17 protein-coding genes and 1 riboswitch are annotated in these 18,733 nt (G+C 30.1%); of the genes, 6 read left to right on the forward strand and 11 right to left on the reverse strand.

The genetic code is table 11. The features are described from left to right. Nucleotides 1-73 precede the first annotated feature (73 nt). The 5 genes from LGK97_RS01375 to LGK97_RS01395 form a co-directional block, all read right to left on the reverse strand. On the reverse strand, nt 74-1,228 hold the full coding sequence (locus tag LGK97_RS01375) for an aminotransferase class I/II-fold pyridoxal phosphate-dependent enzyme (RefSeq protein WP_226257936.1): 1,155 nt from the start codon (nt 1,226-1,228) through the stop codon (nt 74-76). Between the two features lie 165 nt (nt 1,229-1,393). Beyond that, nucleotides 1,394-2,755: an NCS2 family permease gene (locus LGK97_RS01380; protein WP_226257937.1), complete on the reverse strand. Its 1,362-nt coding sequence runs from the start codon at nt 2,753-2,755 to the stop codon at nt 1,394-1,396. Between the two features lie 87 nt (nt 2,756-2,842). Then, nucleotides 2,843-2,942: riboswitch (purine riboswitch) on the reverse strand. Nucleotides 2,943-3,003: 61 nt separating this feature from the next. Then, on the reverse strand, nt 3,004-4,011 hold the full coding sequence (locus LGK97_RS01385) for an asparaginase (protein WP_226257938.1): 1,008 nt from the start codon (nt 4,009-4,011) through the stop codon (nt 3,004-3,006). 301 nt (nt 4,012-4,312) lie between these two features. Then, nucleotides 4,313-4,543, reverse strand: a complete 231-nt coding sequence (locus LGK97_RS01390) for a hypothetical protein (RefSeq protein WP_226257939.1) — start codon at nt 4,541-4,543, stop codon at nt 4,313-4,315. A gap of 422 nt (nt 4,544-4,965) precedes the next feature. Then, nucleotides 4,966-5,457: a ferritin family protein gene (locus LGK97_RS01395; RefSeq protein WP_226257940.1), complete on the reverse strand. Its 492-nt coding sequence runs from the start codon at nt 5,455-5,457 to the stop codon at nt 4,966-4,968. Between the two features lie 260 nt (nt 5,458-5,717). On the opposite strand from LGK97_RS01395, the gene LGK97_RS01400 reads away from it, so the two are divergent. The 3 genes from LGK97_RS01400 (at nt 5,718) to LGK97_RS01410 (ending at nt 10,165) form a co-directional block, all read left to right on the forward strand. Then, nucleotides 5,718-8,669 (forward strand): hypothetical protein, encoded by a 2,952-nt coding sequence (locus LGK97_RS01400; protein WP_226257941.1) that lies wholly within the window; start codon nt 5,718-5,720, stop codon nt 8,667-8,669. Nucleotides 8,670-8,917: 248 nt separating this feature from the next. After that, complete coding sequence (locus LGK97_RS01405) at nt 8,918-9,463, forward strand: glutathione peroxidase (RefSeq protein ID WP_226257942.1); 546 nt, start codon at nt 8,918-8,920, stop codon at nt 9,461-9,463. 255 nt (nt 9,464-9,718) lie between these two features. After that, complete coding sequence (locus LGK97_RS01410) at nt 9,719-10,165, forward strand: MarR family winged helix-turn-helix transcriptional regulator (protein WP_226257943.1); 447 nt, start codon at nt 9,719-9,721, stop codon at nt 10,163-10,165. Nucleotides 10,166-10,248: 83 nt separating this feature from the next. Here LGK97_RS01410 and LGK97_RS01415 read toward each other — a convergent pair whose 3' ends face one another. Next, nucleotides 10,249-10,671 carry a putative ABC transporter permease gene (locus tag LGK97_RS01415; RefSeq protein WP_226257944.1) on the reverse strand — a complete coding sequence of 141 codons (423 nt, stop codon included), beginning with the start codon at nt 10,669-10,671 and terminating at the stop codon, nt 10,249-10,251. A 202-nt stretch (nt 10,672-10,873) separates the two neighbouring features. On the opposite strand from LGK97_RS01415, the gene LGK97_RS01420 reads away from it, so the two are divergent. Then, nucleotides 10,874-11,644, forward strand: a complete 771-nt coding sequence (locus LGK97_RS01420; RefSeq protein ID WP_226257945.1) for a YkgJ family cysteine cluster protein — start codon at nt 10,874-10,876, stop codon at nt 11,642-11,644. 220 nt (nt 11,645-11,864) lie between these two features. Then, nucleotides 11,865-12,038, forward strand: coding sequence for a helix-turn-helix domain-containing protein (locus LGK97_RS01425; RefSeq protein WP_226258007.1), 174 nt, complete (start codon nt 11,865-11,867; stop codon nt 12,036-12,038). 24 nt (nt 12,039-12,062) lie between these two features. Here LGK97_RS01425 and LGK97_RS01430 read toward each other — a convergent pair whose 3' ends face one another. From LGK97_RS01430 to LGK97_RS01450, 5 genes are all read right to left on the reverse strand, one after another. After that, a complete protein-coding gene (locus LGK97_RS01430; protein ID WP_226257946.1) occupies nt 12,063-12,620 on the reverse strand; it encodes a VanZ family protein in 558 nt (185 codons plus the stop codon). Nucleotides 12,621-12,638: 18 nt separating this feature from the next. Beyond that, nucleotides 12,639-14,204, reverse strand: a complete 1,566-nt coding sequence (locus LGK97_RS01435) for an ABC transporter permease (RefSeq protein ID WP_226257947.1) — start codon at nt 14,202-14,204, stop codon at nt 12,639-12,641. Continuing rightward, nucleotides 14,204-14,950, reverse strand: coding sequence for an ABC transporter ATP-binding protein (locus LGK97_RS01440; protein WP_226257948.1), 747 nt, complete (start codon nt 14,948-14,950; stop codon nt 14,204-14,206). The genes LGK97_RS01435 and LGK97_RS01440 overlap by 1 nt, the downstream gene beginning before the upstream one ends. Before the next feature lie 125 nt (nt 14,951-15,075). Further along, entirely contained in the window at nt 15,076-16,050 is a 975-nt protein-coding gene (locus tag LGK97_RS01445; RefSeq protein ID WP_226257949.1) for a sensor histidine kinase, read from the reverse strand. A 13-nt stretch (nt 16,051-16,063) separates the two neighbouring features. Further along, complete coding sequence (locus LGK97_RS01450; RefSeq protein ID WP_226257950.1) at nt 16,064-16,756, reverse strand: response regulator transcription factor; 693 nt, start codon at nt 16,754-16,756, stop codon at nt 16,064-16,066. Nucleotides 16,757-17,025: 269 nt separating this feature from the next. On the opposite strand from LGK97_RS01450, the gene LGK97_RS01455 reads away from it, so the two are divergent. Further along, the gene (locus tag LGK97_RS01455; protein ID WP_226257951.1) at nt 17,026-18,654 is read left to right on the forward strand and encodes a transglutaminase domain-containing protein; all 1,629 of its coding nucleotides are present in this window, start codon (nt 17,026-17,028) and stop codon (nt 18,652-18,654) included. Nucleotides 18,655-18,733: the final 79 nt, after the last annotated feature.

The following is an 18,733-nucleotide window of genomic DNA, read 5'->3' on the forward strand; positions in this document are numbered from 1 at the left end:
TTATATATTAAAAAATACTTCACACTTATCATAAAATATTTCCTATATAGTTTATATTATACCAATAATAATATTAATCACCAAATTTTTTTAAAGACTTCAAGGCTGCTTCAATAATAAACCAGTCTTTTGTAAGTGCTATACGGAAATAATCATATCCAAGCTTACCAAAAGCACTTCCAGGTGTAACCAAAATGCCATGGCTTAGTAGCAACTCTTCACAAAATTCATCAGTTGTATAGTTCTTAGGTGTTTTGCACCACAAATAAAAACTACCCTTAGCATCAAAAAAGCTAATATTTTTTTCTAATAGAATATCTTTAGCTACCTTTCGTCTTTCATCATATATGTTTCTTATATTATTAACATAATCACGTTCTAAATTTAATGCAGCAATAGCAGCCTTTTGCAATGGAACAAATTGACCAGAATCACAATTACTCTTAATCTTTAAAATGGCATTTATTACTTTAGCGTTACCTACAGCATACCCTATTCTATACCCTGTCATATTGTAAGTCTTAGATAAAGTTCCAAATTCCACACATTGCCTTTTTGTATCATATTGCATAAGACTAATAGCATCTTTATCTACTTCAATTATTTCATTATATGCTGAATCGTTACATAAAACAATATTATTATCATAAGAAAACTTTATAATAGCCTTGTAAAACTCAGCGGTAGCAGTGGCACCAGTTGGATTATTGGGATAGTTCATAAAAATAAGTTTACATTTACTTACGATTTCGCAAGGTATTTCATCAGTATTTAGTAAATATTTATCCTTTAGCTTTAATGGTACTGTGTAAGGAACACAACCCCAAAGCTTTGAACAAATATTATAAACAGGATATGCTGGTTCAGGCACTATTACGCAATCTCCAATATCACATACTGCTGGAATTACATTACTTATTCCTTCTTTTGAACCTATAAGAATTATTACTTCATCCAAATTTAAACTTACAGAATAAACCTGATTGTAGTATCTTATAACCGCTTTTTTTAGTTCAATTATGCCATCGTAAGGTGGGTAATTGTTGTATCTATCATCTTTTAATCCTTCTATCAATGCATCTGTAACTTTTGAATGGACTCCTAAATCTGGATCCCCTATACTTAGATCAATAATTTTTTTACCGGTAAGAAGCACTTCATTTTTTATATCATTAATCTTTTTAAAATGATATTCGCCAATATTTGATAGTCTATTATTTATTTTCATAGTATCACCCTTTATACATTTTTTTTATTATGTTATTCCGGTGATACTAGCTTTGTTACAGAACTTTTACTTATATGTCATTAACGTTTACTTTATTTATTGTTGATAAAAAATACTAGAGCATGAAAAGCTTCATGCTCTAGTATTTTTCTAATATCCTTATTACTATTTCGAACCAGTGGCAATTAATTTTATAATAAATAATACAGCCAAAATATAAATTACTCCTGAAACTTTCTTTCTTTCACTAGGTTCTTTAGTAAATATATTGTTTACGAAGTTTAACACTGCATAAGAAAGAATTCCCATAGTTAATCCGTCTCCAATACTATAAGTTAAAGGCATTAATGCAATAGTTAAAAAAGCAGGAACTCCCTCTGTGAAATCGCTAAAATCTATTTTAACTATGTTCTCCATCATAAAAAATCCTACAACTATCAAAGCAGGTGCAGTTGCACAAGCTGGTATTGCAACAAACAAAGGTGAAAAGAACATTGCCATTAAAAATAGAATTCCCGTTACAACAGATGCAAGTCCAGTCCTAGCTCCTTCTGCAAATCCCGCTGAACTTTCCACAAAAGTAGTTACAGTTGAAGTACCAAGTATAGCTCCTACCGTAGTACCAATTGAATCTACCAATAGTGCACGCCCAGCATTTTTCACATTACCATTTTTATCAACCAGTCCAACCTTTGAAGCAACTCCTACTAAAGTCCCTACAGTATCGAAAAAGTCAACAAATAAAAACGTTAATACTATTACAAAAAACTCTAATATCCTACTTGCATCAGTTAAGTACGAAAAATCTAGTTTAAATGCAATTGGTGCTATTGATTCAAATTTAAAAATACCTTTTGGTGTAGCTATTCTATAAGTTGCTGCCGCTTCTGGTGATATTATTGCAAATATCCATGCTAACAAAGTACTTGCAACTATTCCCCATAATATAGCGCCTTTAATTTTTTTCTTAGATAAAACTACTATTACAACCACTCCAACAACAGTTATTAATACTGTAGGCGTTGTAAAGCTACCCATAGCTACTTTTGTTGCTGTATCAGTAACAACAATACCAGCATCAACAAATCCAATAAATGCTATAAAAAGTCCAATACCTGCAGTAACTGCTAATTTTAAAGTTGTTGGTATAGCATTAACTACCGCTTCCCTAACACTGGTTAATGATAATATAATAAATATAATTCCTTCTACAAATACTGCTGCTAATGCTACCTGCCATGGAACTTGCATCTTTATTACTACTGTATAAGCAAAGAATGCATTTAATCCCATTCCAGATGCTAAAGCGAAGGGAATATTAGCATATAACCCCATAAAAATTGTTGTTAAACCCGCTGTTAGGCAAGTTACTGTTACTACTGCCGGTGCGGACATACCCACGCCAGGATCACCTAGTATGTTTGCATTAACTGCAATTATGTAAGCCATTGTTAAGAAAGTGGTTATACCTCCAATAACTTCTTTTCGCACGTCACTACCATTTTCTTTTAACTTGAAATATTCCATTTAGTCTTCCTCCTATGTTTGCACTTCAAAATAAAACCACTAAGGCTCATGAGAAACCTTAGTGGTCATTTAAATGTAAACATGCTAAATGGCCCCAAAGATTCTCATAGTCGAATATTTTTGGTATTCGGTAGAAACTTCTGAACCATATTATCAGAACTATATGAGATGTAGTGGATATTTTGTTTTAATACAAACATAATACCAAAAAAATATCATTACGTCAATACCATTGCGAATGTTTTAAGTTAATTTTTCTTCTCAATTCGGCTTTTGTAAAGTCCACTTTCAAACATACCCTCAATTTGCTCTATATTTGTTGTTTTTCCCAGTGCAAGCATAAGCTTAATCCTAGCCTTTTGACCTGGTAAACTATCTCCAAAAATAACACCAGCATTTCTAAGTTCCTTACCACCACCTGGGTATCCGTAGGAATCTAATACTCTGCCTTTGAAACATCTAGATACCATAACTACCGCCACACCCTTTTGTATAGCTACTTTTATTCCCTCAGCCATCTCAGGTGGAATATTTCCCCTTCCCATGGCTTCAATTACAAGTCCTTTTGCACCTTCTTGCACGCAAAAATCAATAAGCTTTGAATTCATTCCAGCACATGCCTTTATTAAGTCTACCCTAGTTTCTATTTTTTCCGTCATTATATGCTCTTTTTTTAAACTGTCTCTGTAAAATATCACTTCATTGTTATCTATGATACCTATTGGTCCAAACTCCGGGCTCTGAAAAGTATTTAGATGCATAGAATGTGATTTAGTAACCTCAGCAGCACAGTTAAGTTCATCATTTAGACACACAAGTACTCCTCTATTACGTGCCTCTTCAGAAATAGCACTGCAAATAGAGGCTGATAAATTTGCCGGGCCATCATAACCAAGCTCCGAACTGTTTCTCATTGAGCCCGTAACAATTACAGGTTTCGGGTTATCTATTGTTAGATGTAGCAGATATGCTGTTTCCTCAAGGGAATCAGTCCCATGGGTTACTACAACCCCACATATATCCTCTCTATCAAGGAAACTTTGTACATATTTAGATAACTCCATCATTAGTTCTGGCGTCACATGAGGCCCTGGTAAACTTGAAAAAGTATATGATTCTATTTCTGCATAATTTTCAATACCTGTAACCATAGACATTATTTCTTCACCGCTTAGTGTTGGAACCGCAGCTTTTATTCTTGGATCAACCGTCATAGAGATTGTCCCTCCATTAAAGATAACCGCAACTTTTTTCATATAAAAATCCCTCCTATAACTTAGGCTTAAAATTAAGTAATCTATTTCACCTTAGTTTAACTGCAAAGGCAATTATTGCCTCAAACAGTTTGTCCAAATATATTAATACACATAATTTTGCATAAGCAAACAAAATCTATTTTACAATATATCTATAACAATTACACCACTTTTTTTTTAGTTTTGCGCATAATAAAAGTAAATATGATGTACTTTCTTAAATGAGGACATCATATTTACTTTATTTGCATTAATATATGTTACACAATACCATTTTAGCTTTATTGGTACCACAACATAGCTATTCTTCCTCTTTGTTTCTTAAATATTCAAACAATACCCTTTCTACTTCATCTGCTGCATTATCATCAAAGGTAATATAACGCCTATGCCCATCTAATGCCTTTATTTCTATTTTTCCTGTTTCTTCACCGGTAACCTTATCAATATCACGTTCAAATGCCAATATCTTATATCCCTGGCTTATAAAATCATCTATTTTATTTTCCATAAAACCACACTCCTTTTGCATATTATTTCCCTCCTTCAGTTTTTATATTATAATTACCATCTTTATTTTCTCTCCATGTAATATTATTATACATAGCAGCATTACTTAGAATTTATATTTATTTATTTCTTATAAGTTTTTTAAAATATAGTAACCTTTTCTCAAACTTTCCATAGTATATATTGTAGTAACTTAACCATACTAATTATAAATTATTTGATTGTTTCTAACCCCCATAAAAACCACCGCCCAGCAATTTGGGTAGTGGTTTTATTATTGTTAAATAACTATCTTTAAATGCCACACTTTTTATATTTCATTATAAAAAAAATAAGGCAAATATGGATATTAGCCATATTTGCCTTATTAAATCATCACCTGCGGTGCTGCAATATTAAAATTATAATCCTACAAATAAAGATTTTAAATATACAAATACTTATTTAAAATGGAGCATATCCTTGATCTGACCACCAATCTTCTTTCAACTCTTCATACTGTGATGAAAACTTATCCAAATGAACCTTTTCCCACTTAATCAGAATGTTATAAAGCTCTTTTGCCTGCTTTAAATCTGTTTCCTTAGCAGCTTTTTCATAATATTCTATAGAAGCCTTTTCCATTTGTATTCCTATACCAAAAGCTGATACTGCAATAGCTGCATCTTTTCTATCAATATTCTCCCATTTAAAAATCGCAGGAGAAGTGGGCTCTGAAATTAATGCCAATTGAAAATTATCAATGTTATTATCTTTAACTTTATTAAACAAATCCTTTAACCAATTTACATGCTGCATTTCTTCCTCCGCTAATTCTAAAAATGCGTTTTTAACTTCACTAGAATTAGCTTTATTTGATGCCATATTGTAAAACTCATATCCCTCAATCTCGTTTATAATTGCTTGTTTTATAATCATTAATTCTTGATTGTTCATTGCTATCTCCTCCTCAATATTCTATTTATGATTTTATTCTTTGTATATATTAATTATTCATTAATAACTTCTATCTTTTTACTATTTTAGCATATACTAAAGTTTAATACAATACTTATGTTTATTGGGTTTTTAAAATAAAATATAATTATATAAAAAATATATATAATTAAGTTTATTCCAAACTTGTTATATAATAATGAAAATTATGTTAAAATACTAAGGAACATAAAAGAAAGTACATACGGGGGTTATAAGCCATGAAAAAATTAATAAAAACTATATTTATTTTATTATCAATTTGTATTTTATTATTACCTACGCATAATACATATGCATTTGAGCCAATAAATAATGAAGTAGTCGCTTCCAATAAGGTATGGAATATCCAGTTTAATAAAGAGCTTAGATTTGATGATGAGTTACAAAAATCAATAGTAATAGTGGACAATTCTGGTAATCCAGTCCCTACAAAACTCCAGCTTGGAAAAGATATGAAATCTATTTTAATCAATCCACCAACTAAAGGATATGTCTTAGGAGGACTTTATACTTTGAAGATTGATACCGATATTCATTCAAATGATGATATTAAATTGCAAAAACCTATACAAATGAATTTTAAAATTAATAATAACGTACTTGTAGAAAACAATGAAAACATTAAGGTTCTTTTTAATGATAACTGTACTAGCCTAGATAATTCTGCTTGGAGTAAAAGCTCTGGATATGTACAAAAATCATTTGTAGCAGATTACAATGATAACGAAAAGTACTCTACTCACACTCCTTATGGGCAGTATCTGTTTTATAATACAATACCTAAATCAATTTCAAAAATCACTAAAAACGTAGAGATTGGTGCAGGACCTTTTAATATAGAATTTGATGCAAAGATTGAAGATTTGCAGACCCAAGCTAATGATAAAAATTGGACTGGCTTTGGCTTAGATGTGGTTGCTAATAAGAAAAGGTACCGTTTAAGTTTTAATAGCAAGGACTCAGATAACAACATCAAGATACACTTATTAAATAATGCATCCGGATCAGGTTCCTATCAAACTGTTAATGTATCTCTGCCAAAGGATAACAATATTCATAGGTGGTCTATTAAATACGATGGAGATAATGCAATCTCAGTATTATTAGACGGATCTAATATAGCAAGCTTTTATAATCCTCAATTAGCAAGTGGAGACATTAAGGATATGGTTGTTTTATATAGTGATATGAATGATGTAGCTACTGGTATAAATAAAGTATATATTGATAATTTTGCTGTAGTAAAATCTTTATCAATGAAAGACCTCGCTATAATACCTGATGAGGCTAAGCAAAATATAAGTGCATCGGTATCTATAAATGCAGATGATGAAAAACTTATAAAAGATAATCTATATTTAATTAAATGTAGCTTATATAAAAATAATAAAATTGTAGCAGAGGATACAGCCAAGCTAGACAGTAAAACTATATCTTTTGCACTTAATAATATAACCCACTCTGGCGAAATGGAACTGGTAGTGAGAATTATTTCTGTGGATAAAACAGTTGCTGAAATATCGAAAATTATAAAATTTAATATTTCTAAGGTTAACATAGAGCAAGGTCAAACTATTAGCTCTCAGCCAGGAAAAGTCTATTTATATTCTCAAATAGATAAGTTAACATCAAATACTCAAAATGATGCAGCTCACTCTGGTTGGGTACTTCATCCATACAAAGATTATGAGAGTAACAAAAATGGGACAATAATTGAAAATGGAGCAAATGCGCAACCCCTTCGTGTGCCTATAAATCTAAATGGATGGTTTAGGGTTTATGTAGGATATGTATCAGATACAGAAAGCTTTAAAATAGCCGAAACAAATAGTGCTTCACCTCTACAAATAAATGGTGATATTTCTATGGAATCTAAAGAATCATATGGCGATCAATGGATTTATGAAAAATCTACAATAATATCAAACTTTAATGACAGTTCTATTGAAATTTTCCCAAACGGATCTAAAAAAGCGAGAATCGCTTATATTAAATTAGTGGGTTTAACAGAAGAACAGATATCCTTATATGGAAAGCAAGATGAAAAGAAAAGAACAGTTCTTTATGATTTTGATGGGTATACTGATTTCTTTAATGGAGCATATCCTGATATTGATTCTCTCAAAAGTAAAACTGTTGATGCTCTTTCTACTAAAAATGTTGGAGAATTAAACTGGTGTGTAGGCACTACAGGAATGCTTACTTATAATAGCAAATATGCAGGCATGGCTTTTGAAGGTGTTGAAGAGTTTGATGATCAACTTAGAGATGGTGATGTGTTAGCAAAATATCAAATTTCAAATATATTAAGTTCTGGAAACTCACCCTTAGAAGTTGTAGCTGATAGAGGCTACGAAAAAGGAATGAAGGTCAATGCTTCCTTTAGAATGGACACATTTTATCTTCCAACAATTTACGGATTTTTAAACGGAGCTATGTATAAGGATTATAATCAATATGCTCAATCCACAAGCCCGTCATTAAACTATCTCTACCCTGAGGTTAGGGAATATATAAAAAATGTACTTATAGAAGCTGCTTCTATAGATAATGTAGGAGGCATAACATTAGATTTTTGTAGGTATCCTACAGTCTTCGGTCCAGAAACATCCAAAGAAGAAACTGTACTCATTATGAATGAGTTCTTGCGAAACTTACGAAGCGAGATGCCACCGAATAAAACTATTTCCATAAGGGTACCTTACAGTAACCCACTACAATATGGATTTGATATTAATACTTGGGTTAAAGAAGGTTTGCTTGATAGGTTAATTCCATCAAGCATTGGTAACGAAGAATTCTTTAACGTTAACCCTTATGTAGATATGGTTAAAAATACAAATGTACAACTATATATTGGTATTACTTCAAACATTAGTGGACATGATCTAACAAAACAGGAAGAAGCATTAATAAAGCAAGGTTTATATGTACACAATAACGAGTATCTAGATGTTCAGCAGTATTTGCTACGTGCATTTGAATCATATGAATCCGGCGCTAATGGAATATTCTTATTCAACACTATGCCAAAACTTTATATTCAAAATGGCGCACCAGTTGAATCAACCTTCTTAGGTGAAAAAGCTCAGGTTCAAAAGTGGTATGAATTTGATTATGTGTCAAGCTTTATGGTGAATAAAATTAATATTCCAAACCCAACTTTTTAAGAAGCAGTAATCACTTATTAAGTTAAAACTTTGCACCAGTTGTTATAATAATTCTATTATAACAACTGGTGTATTATTTTATATAAAATAATCTTGGCATATTTAAAAATAAGCACTTGACAGTTTGTGATTAATATGATAAATTTAAATCATAAATCAATTGAATGCAATTTAGATTGATGCATTTGAATTGTATCAATCTGATACTAATTATATAAAATAAAAATACAGGGGAGGAATATTATATTATGAAAATTTATGACTTTAAGTTTAAAACTATTGATGGTGAAGATGCAACTCTTGAAGAGTACAAGGATAAGGTAGTTTTAATTGTGAATACTGCAAGTAAATGTGGTTTTACACCTCAATATAAAGATTTACAAAAATTATATGAAAAATATAATTCTCAGGGTTTTGAAATACTTGGTTTCCCTTCTAACCAGTTTGCTGACCAAGAACCTTCAAATAATATCGAAGTGAAAAAGTTCTGTGAAATCAACTTCGGGGTAACTTTCCCATTATCTGAAAAGATTGATGTAAGAGGCAAAGATGCACATCCTTTATTTAAATATTTAACTGAAAAATTGCCTTTCAACGGATTTGATTTAAGTAACATAAGTAGTAAAATGTTATATTCATTTCTAGAAGAAAAATTCCCTGACTACTTGTTAGGTGACTCAATTAAATGGAACTTCACTAAATTTTTGGTAGACAAACAAGGAAATGTTGTGAAAAGATTTGAATCAACAGTTGAACCTTTAGACATTGAAGAAGATATTAAAAATCTGCTTTAAATCTATATGACTTGCATTGATTAACTATAATGGCGTGAACCCTGCCCTATACTTGCCTATCTTTTATGTATGGTTTAGGTTCACGCTTATTTTATTATTTAATCATCATCTGCGATGCTGCAATATTAACAACTTTGGAAGCGATTTAGATTGCCGCCAAGGCAACCTTCCTGAGATGAGCAACTGCCACTTATAGAAGATGGTAGAATTCAAGCTTCCAAAATGTTGTTAAAAATAAAGAGGAAGTGATTATAATTGCATGATGAAGTTCTTAAATTAGATAACCAATTATGTTTTGCCTTGTATGCATGTTCTCGAGAAGTTACAAAATTGTATAAACCAATCTTAGATAAACTTAACATAACCTATACCCAATACATTTCTTTATTAGTGTTATGGGAAAAAGATAATATAACAGTAAAAGAAATGGGCAAGAAATTACATCTTGATTCTGGTACTTTAACTCCTTTACTAAAAAAATTAGAAAGCATGAATTTAGTAACAAGAAATAGAGACACCATTGACGAAAGAAATGTATATGTTACGTTAACTCAAAAGGGTATTGAATTAAAGAAACTGGCTATTGAAATTCCAAGTGAAATTCTCTGTTCTACGGGCCTTACCCTTGAAAACGCACTTCTTTTGAAGGCGAATATTAATTCCTTATTATTAGGTTTAACTCCTGAGCATAATAGCAAATAAAAACTCCATTCTATAAGTTTAGTGTGTTTGTTACATATAGCTTATGAATTGGAGTTTTTATATTGCTAATTATCAGTCTATACTCATTTAGAATTAAGCTTTACGCTACTTTCAATGTGTATTATAGTATCATGTATTCTTTCGAAAGCAATTCCCACTGCAAACCATACTAGTGCATAATCTAATGTTATAATTCCCAGTATTGCTCTTCCCTTGCTTACATAATTCCATGGGCACGTACCTAACATAAATTTCAGCAGTAGTCCGCTAATTAATTCTACTGAAAATATAAGAACCATATATATACCTCCCCTCACCATAAGCGGAAGATGTTTTATCCTATAATGCACCGGTTCAAGAAATATGGCAAACCCATATATAGGAAACATCCAGATACAAGTAGTGCCTCTAAGTAATACATCCCCATTAATCATAGCTCCAAAACCATTCCAAAAAACTTCTGCACAAAGACCTAATAGTCCGTATATAACAAATCTTTTCCACATGAATGTATTGTTTGTATTGTGCTGTAAAATATACTGTTGTTTTTATGAATTGTCAGAAACACATTTACTCAATATACCTTAGTCAACTACAATATATTTATTATTTATTATAGCATCAACATATATTATGTAATATAATATATGTTGATATGAGAAGTAATTAAGTTGTCTTAATGTACCTAAACAAGGGGGAAGAATTAAAATGAAAATTAATGCTGGTGCACCAGTAATTCTAAATGAACAATTATGCATATGTGGAAGTAATAAGCCTTTTGTAGACTGCTGCAAGAAAAAAAATCACCTTTATGAAATAATCGTATTAAAGGATACTGGAAGACAAGTTATTTACGATCAAACTGAAATTATTATGGCAGTACAAAATTTAAATAATTTTATTAAAGATAGAATTGAAAATGTAAATTCTAAATTATCTCTTAACGAGGGTTTAAGAAAACTAAGAAGACTTTACGAAAAACTCGATAATGCATTAAAGCCTATACAAAAGGTTACCTCTTGCAAACAGGGTTGTAATCATTGTTGCTACTTACCAATATTATCAACTGAACTTGAAAATGAATTGATAAAAGAATATATGAAGGATAACTATTCTGCAAATGAGCTCACGGAGTTTAAAAATAAAATCAATGAAAACAAAGACACATTTTCACAATTAGTAAACATTAACGGTAAATTTTCAGATGAAAATTATAAGTTATACTCAGCCTCTAATATTCGGTGTTCTTTTTTAGATAATAATAACAATTGTATGATTTATGAGGTAAGGCCTTATGTTTGCAGAAAATACTTAGTTTTTAATGATCCATCAGTTTGCGAAAACACTTTAAATAAAACCGATCAGTATTATTCAAATTACCACGTGGCTGTAAAGGAAGCTATTGTAAATCTTAACAAGTTAACCTTTGATGACCATTGCCTGTATAAACATATTTTATCTTGGTTTATTTACGATTAACATATTTTTTAAAAAAGAAAGGCATACTTTGAATTTGACCTTTCTTTCTTTATTTCTATATAAGTTTTTGGCTAAATATATCAGTTAAATTTAATTTTTCTACCTTTCCCTTAATCTTATCTATATCCAAAGTATAAAGCCTAATTTCTTTAATCCTATTAAAATACTCTGACCTTGCAAAGGTATATCTATATTACCTGAAGATACAATATCTCAGAAAATCTACAAATTAAGGATTAGTGGTGGTTATACTCGGCGTAAATTCGCAAAGATATGTAACATTGGCTATAGTTCCATTTGCAAATATGAGATAGGTTTATCAACACCAAATGAAAAAAATATATATAAAATAAGCAATGCTCTAAATATTGATTTGAATTATTTAAAATGCTAAATTTTTGTATGAATCTTTATTATTTTATAATTTTGCATTAGCCAGGATATTTTTAAATAAATTAAATTTCATCAATTTATTTATTAGTATATACCCTACTACTGCCCCAAGGGTATTTGCAATAATGTCATTTATATCTGAACTCCTTAAACTACCTAACGTCGCACCGATAATACACTGCAATATCTCAATTGATAGACTAATTATAAATGCCAGTTTGGCTGTTTTTTTTACAGAATCAAACTTATTGTTTATTAGTGGTAAATACATGCCAAAAGGTATCATCATAACGATATTTAAAACAAATGTTTTTATGTCAATTGTTATTATAGGTATGATACCTATTGACTTATACCAGGTTGATTGATTGGCATAAAGTCCTATATTAACGTCAATTGGAAACAGTACAAGATGAATAACACATAATGAATAAATAAAAAATGATGTTATTAAAATATACTGTAAATAAGTATATTTAAAATTTTTAAACTTAACTAAGAATGTAATATACAGTAACAACAGTAAAAATATTGGCACAAGAATGGTCCATGAGTTAATTGTAAATCTTATAGAATTTGTCATTAAATAACCTCCAAATTTTTAATCTATTAACCGATCTCTCATTTCCGACAAGTATCCTTCTCTTATAAATAGAAAAAAGAGGATTTGAACTAATAAAAAACTACCCATTACAAGAAATGCAGCTCCTGTTACATTTACATTAAAGACATTTTTTAATACAGTCAGAGCTAAGGACGAGTGAATTACTGCAACAATATAAGGAAATAAAAATAATACTCCAATTTCAAGCGTGATCACTTTTTTAATTTCATTATATGTGAGTCCAATTTTATTCAATTGCAAATATTTTTGTTTATCGACTTCCTCATCCATGTAAAATTTATTATATATAAAACTTCCAGAAGTAACAAAGAATAGAATCCCTATAAATATTGATAAAAACATTATTGTTCCATAGGCCCTCTTTTCAGTTTCGTAGATATGAGATTTAGATAATAATAAACTAAACTGATCATCTCCATATTTTTCTGCATATTTATCATATACTTTATAGGTATCAGACCAGTCCTTCACCTGAAAAGTATAAGTGTTTTCAATTTTAACTTTTTTATAAGTATAATTTTCTTCCCTTAGAATAGCTTCGAGGAAGTTAAGTTCCTCTTTAAGCTTAGCTGACTCCCCAAAAGTAGTATAAGTAAAATCATAAGGATATCTTTTTTCAATATCTCCTAAAGTGTTCTTCCAAAATGCGAAGCTAGTTCCTATAAAGGTAAAAGCTACTGTTGAGGTTATTGCTATTAAGAAAAACATCCTTGAGTTATCCTTTATTTTATAAAACAAGTTTGATATTAAAAGGAGATTTGTCTTTTTTAAATATAATCTTCTGTTCTTTTTTAGTAATCTAATGGAGAAAACACTAAGGTGAGAAAATAATAGATAAGTAGCAAATATAACCATAGCTACCACGGGTAAAATGATTTTATCAAGATTTTGTTTGCTAGCAGTCAATGTAATATAGTATCCGAGTATTAACATAGAAAATCCAAGCACAGCTAAAAATATAGAGGTTTTAGGCTCTGTTTTAGGAGCTTTTGTGGCTTTTAATAACTTTAATACTTCTTTCTCTCTTATAATGGAAGAAGTGAAAAATGAAACAAATACACCTAAAAGTACAAAAGAAGCAAACGTTATAACTATTGCTTTTATAGGAAAATAAAAACTTAAAGAATTAAGTCTTAAAAGCCTTTCTATGACCACTAAGTATATTTTAGAAAACACCAATCCGATTATTATGCCACTTAAAGTTGCAATAGCATTTATAATAATATTTTCAATGAAAATCATATTATAAAGCTGCTTTTTAGAAATCCCTATGATATACAAAACCCCAAATTCTTTATATCTGGTTTTTAAAAATACACTTACAGAGTAAAACACGAAGAAAAATAGAAATAGATATGCGATAATTTCAGTTACTAAGATCGCTTTCCCGATATAAGATTTAAACTGTCCCTTATTTGGATGAAATAAAAACATTGTAAAAGAAAAAAATAATGCTGAGGATATACAAGTGCTAAGGAAGTAGGCAAAATATGCTTTAATATTCCTTGATACATTTTTATATGCAAAAGTTCTAAAGTCCATTAGCTGTCACCTCCTAGCAGTGAAAGCACATTGATTATTTGTTGATAAAACTGTTGCCTACTACCATTCTTATAAATTTCATTGTATATACCACCATCCTTAATGAATAGTATCCTATTGCAATAACTAGCGGCTAGTGGGTCGTGAGTTACCATCACAGTAGTAACCTTCTCTTCTTTATTTATTTCTACAAACAATTCCATAACAGTTTTTGAAGCTTTCGAATCCAAATTCCCAGTAGGTTCATCTGCTAAAAGTATTGAAGGGTTATGTATTAAGGCTCTTGCAATAGCAGTTCTTTGGCATTCTCCTCCTGAAATTTCAAATATTCTCTTATCTAATAGATTTTCTATTCCTAGTATTTCAGCTATTTTTTTTAACTTTATGTCCTGCGAATTTATAGGAACACCATCCAAAGTTAAAGGTAAAATAATATTTTCACCTACAGTTAAAGTATCTAATAGATTAAAATCTTGGAAAACAAAACCTAACTCTCTTCTTCGAAATAGTGCAAGCTCCTCTCCTTTTAAACCTATGAGATTATTACCGTTGATTAAGATATCTCCTGAAGTAGGTTTATCTACCGTTGATATAATATTTAAAAGAGTCGTCTTACCACTGCCAGAAGGCCCCATTATTCCAACAAATTCACCTCCGTCTATAGTTAAACTTATATTATTTAAAGCATTAAAAAGTACTTTTTTACCATATACTTTGTTTAAATTGTTAATTTTTAATATCTCCATTCTCAGCTCTCCTTTTCTCTTCCTTATACACTTTATTATAATAAGTTTAATGGATCCTAGCTATTTAAATTCCTTACAGTTTTATTACATGTGTGTAAGATTGGGAGATAGTAAAAATCAATTATCTAGAATACTATTTTTAGTTTAGTACCTTTATTAACTTCGGATTCTATTTCTACTTTATGTCCTAAGTTTTCGCATGTTTTCCTTACAATGTATAAGCCCATGCCCGTGGATTCACCATATTTCCGCCCATTTTCTCCAGTAAAGAAAGGATGAAAAACTCTTCTAATATCCTTAGCAGATATACCAATACCTTCATCAATAACTTCAAGCACAACATGTTTTTCTTGTAAATAGGCGTGTATGGTTAGTTCTTTACCTATTCCTAGTGAATATTTAATGCCATTTGTTATAATTTGTTCCAATACAAATTTCATCCACTTTCCATCTGTATAAACTTTAATTGTTTTGTTAATATCTACTTTAGGTAGTATTTTATTCTTTATAAAGAGTTTTTTCTCTTTATTCACAGTATCTAAAACTAATTGTTGTAAATTTAATTGCTCTACAACAAAGTCTTTTTCAAAAGCATCAACCCGTGCAAAATATAATGCTAGGTTTAGGTTCGTATTTATTTTATAAACTTCTTCACTAATGCTTTCTGCACGTGGCTCACCGTCATATTCTTCAATGAGAAGCTGTATTACAGAAAGTGGTGTCTTCATCTGATGTACCCATTGATTAATAAATGTTAGATGCTCCTTTTGTTTTCTATTATATTCTTGAATTTTAATTTCATATAGTTTATACTGCTGCTGCAAAAGCTCTGATATATTTTTTCCAATGTATGAGCCTCCCATATCTAAAGTGGACTCTTCAATAGAAGTAAGTCCTCTTCTAAATAATCCATATACTTCTTTAGTTTTGTAGTACTCGAAAGTTAGAAAGCAAATAAGTATAAAGGAATTAAACAAGATTATATATATAACTTCTGAAAACGCAATATACTTCATGAGGGCACAGTAAACGGGAGTTAAAGCGATACTAAAAAAATATATAAAGATATATGTTTTATTGTTCTTTAAAAAAGATCTCATTTCATAACACATCCTACCAGTTTTTATTTAGTTTATATCCTAATCCTCGTACAGTTTCTATTCCATTTTCTATATGAAACTCTTGAAGTCTTTTTCTTAATCTGGTTACATTTACATTAAGGGTGTTTTCGTCAACGAAAGCCATATCATCCCACATTTTTTCTAAGAGATATTCACGGCTAACAACTCTAGGATATCTTTTTATAAGACATTCTAGGAGCATTCCTTCTTTCTTCGTAATAATTAAAGTTTTCTCTTTAAACTTAAGTTCTAATCTTTCCGGATAGAACTTTAAGTCTTCCAATTCCACAATTCGCTCATCATTATTAATAGAGTAATTTCCAAATGCTCTCCTAATCTGACTTTTTATTTTAGCTAGCACAACTTCAAAAGAAAATGGCTTTGTTATATAATCATCTGCACCATTTTCAAGTGCCATCACTTGGTCCATCCCACTTTCTCTTGCAGATATAAAAATTATAGGAACTATTGATATTTCTCTTATTTGTCTACACCAATAAAACCCGTCAAATTTAGGTAAATTAACATCCATTAATACCAAGTCTGGGTTAAAGGAATTAAATTCTTTTATTATGCTATCAAAATTTTCAGCTGTTTTAACTACGAATCCATATTTTTTTATATAATCTTTTAATAAATTACTTATGGATAAATCATCTTCAACAATATATACTTTATATTCCATATTAAATATTCCCCCTTCAATTTCTATAAATAGCTCAAGCTAGTAAAAATATAATACTTTTGATAATACTATTATAACAAAGTTCTAAATTCTTAAATCTAAAATAGCTGATAAATAAAAATATAATGAACAACGATGTAATATATTTGTAATTATTTATATGATTAATCATGCTATACTATAGATATAGTGTAATTTATAATATTATAGTAAAAATAACCAGTACATGACTTTTAAGAAATCAAAATGGATAGAAAGAAGGTATGAAGTTGGAATATAAATTATTTAAAAATAGTAACTTAATGATTTTTTGTTTTATAATGATCTTTATAGTTATGGCTTCGGCAATGATAGGTGGATGTTCAAAGGATACAAAATCAAAACCGGAGCCAATAACAAAACCTACGTCAACACCCCCAATTTCATTAACTATTAAAGTTGATCTGGATCCTTCCCTTGAGGAAATAAAAAATAATGCCCCCTATGATAATGTAAATAAGTATATAATTAGATCCTACAAACCTGACAAGGATTTGTATAATAAATTGTTTAAAGCTATTGATAACATGGAAACAACTGTAGATATTAAAAATCTTCCGCTTTCAATCTCTCAAAAAATAGCTACTATAGATAGCATGTACGAGCAAGCTGGCCTCCAGTTTTATTATCTAAATAGAATAAAACTAAGCAATGATGGTAATTCTGCACTCATAACTTACAATGATTCAAAAGAAGAGGTAAAAAAGAATAAAGAAATCTTTTATTTGAAATTGAGTCATTTAATCTATAATGTTGCTCCTGAAACTTATTCACCACTTCAAAAATTGTTCGGAGTTTATGATTATATTACTGATCATTCAGATTACACAGACGATATGCAAGATAGTTCAACTCATTCCTCCTATAGCATTTTAATGAAGGGTAAGGGTATCTGCGGTGGCTTTTCAAACTTAGGTTATTATGTTCTAAATAAAGTTGGTATTAAGACAGAGTATATCAGCAATGAACCTCATGCTTGGAATATGGTTAATATTGATGGAGAGAATTTTCTTTGCGATATCACCTGGGGTGCTGGTAGTTATGGCAGTACCAACAATTCAATAAATACTATTTTAATGGATGATGAGCAACGCAAAATTACACTTGATAATGCGGGTTTTGGTGGCTATACAGTTATAGAAGGATACCCTGGGGATACAACCACAAAGCCATTACCTGCTGCTAATAAGCGATTTAAAGCATACTATGATTTTCATTATGAATATGCTTTAGATATAGATAATAACTGGATTTATTATTCAGATGGAGATGGAATTAAAAGGATGACTCTGGATAGTAAAGGTCTAGAAACTGTATCTACCATGCAGGGAACCTATTTAAAAATGTTTAATGGCATCCTTTATTTTATTAATATGGATAATAGAAAATTATATAAACTTGTGCCAGGAAAGGAAGTAGAGTTGCTAGATGGTTCACTAAAAGTAGAAAGTATGAATCTAAAGAATAGCATACTTCATTATACTACTGCTGAAAATGGAGCTAAAGAAAATACTATTAATTTAAATCCTTTCGTTGAGTCTAACTTCAATATAAATAATAGCAAACATCAAGATGAAATAACAGTATCCCGTTCACAAACATTTAAGTTCAACATTGAATTCTCAAAGAATATGAATACTAAGTTTCTTCCAAAGGAAGCTGTATCACTAGTAAATAAAAAAGGTGAAGCTTTACCTATCCACATGAGCTGGAGTGAAAATGAACGCACATTAACAGTTCGTTCTAAGGTATCTCTGGATAATGAAGAACTTGTATCTCTGTATGTTTCTAAAGGAATCACAGATGCAGATGGCAGAAAATCAATGCAGGACTATGACATAACTGTAAATATAAAATAAATTTTTTTTCATACATCATAAACGAGAAAGAACTATCTAAAGCTTAGATAGTTCTTTCTCGTTCAAATTAGGACTTTGT

It is taken from the genome of Clostridium sp. CS001 (assembly GCF_020443565.1).
Lineage (GTDB): Bacteria > Bacillota > Clostridia > Clostridiales > Clostridiaceae > Clostridium_AD.

Coding starts and splice junctions, on each gene's coding strand:
- LGK97_RS01375 (WP_226257936.1), bottom strand. CDS start 1,228: ATGAAAATAAATAATAGACTATCAAATATTGGCGAATATCATTTTAAA.
- LGK97_RS01380 (WP_226257937.1), bottom strand. CDS start 2,755: ATGGAATATTTCAAGTTAAAAGAAAATGGTAGTGACGTGCGAAAAGAA.
- LGK97_RS01385 (WP_226257938.1), bottom strand. CDS start 4,011: ATGAAAAAAGTTGCGGTTATCTTTAATGGAGGGACAATCTCTATGACG.
- LGK97_RS01390 (WP_226257939.1), bottom strand. CDS start 4,543: ATGCAAAAGGAGTGTGGTTTTATGGAAAATAAAATAGATGATTTTATA.
- LGK97_RS01395 (WP_226257940.1), bottom strand. CDS start 5,457: ATGAACAATCAAGAATTAATGATTATAAAACAAGCAATTATAAACGAG.
- LGK97_RS01400 (WP_226257941.1), top strand. CDS start 5,718: ATGAAAAAATTAATAAAAACTATATTTATTTTATTATCAATTTGTATT.
- LGK97_RS01405 (WP_226257942.1), top strand. CDS start 8,918: ATGAAAATTTATGACTTTAAGTTTAAAACTATTGATGGTGAAGATGCA.
- LGK97_RS01415 (WP_226257944.1), bottom strand. CDS start 10,671: ATGTGGAAAAGATTTGTTATATACGGACTATTAGGTCTTTGTGCAGAA.
- LGK97_RS01420 (WP_226257945.1), top strand. CDS start 10,874: ATGAAAATTAATGCTGGTGCACCAGTAATTCTAAATGAACAATTATGC.
- LGK97_RS01430 (WP_226257946.1), bottom strand. CDS start 12,620: ATGACAAATTCTATAAGATTTACAATTAACTCATGGACCATTCTTGTG.
- LGK97_RS01435 (WP_226257947.1), bottom strand. CDS start 14,204: ATGGACTTTAGAACTTTTGCATATAAAAATGTATCAAGGAATATTAAA.
- LGK97_RS01440 (WP_226257948.1), bottom strand. CDS start 14,950: ATGGAGATATTAAAAATTAACAATTTAAACAAAGTATATGGTAAAAAA.
- LGK97_RS01445 (WP_226257949.1), bottom strand. CDS start 16,050: ATGAGATCTTTTTTAAAGAACAATAAAACATATATCTTTATATATTTT.
- LGK97_RS01450 (WP_226257950.1), bottom strand. CDS start 16,756: ATGGAATATAAAGTATATATTGTTGAAGATGATTTATCCATAAGTAAT.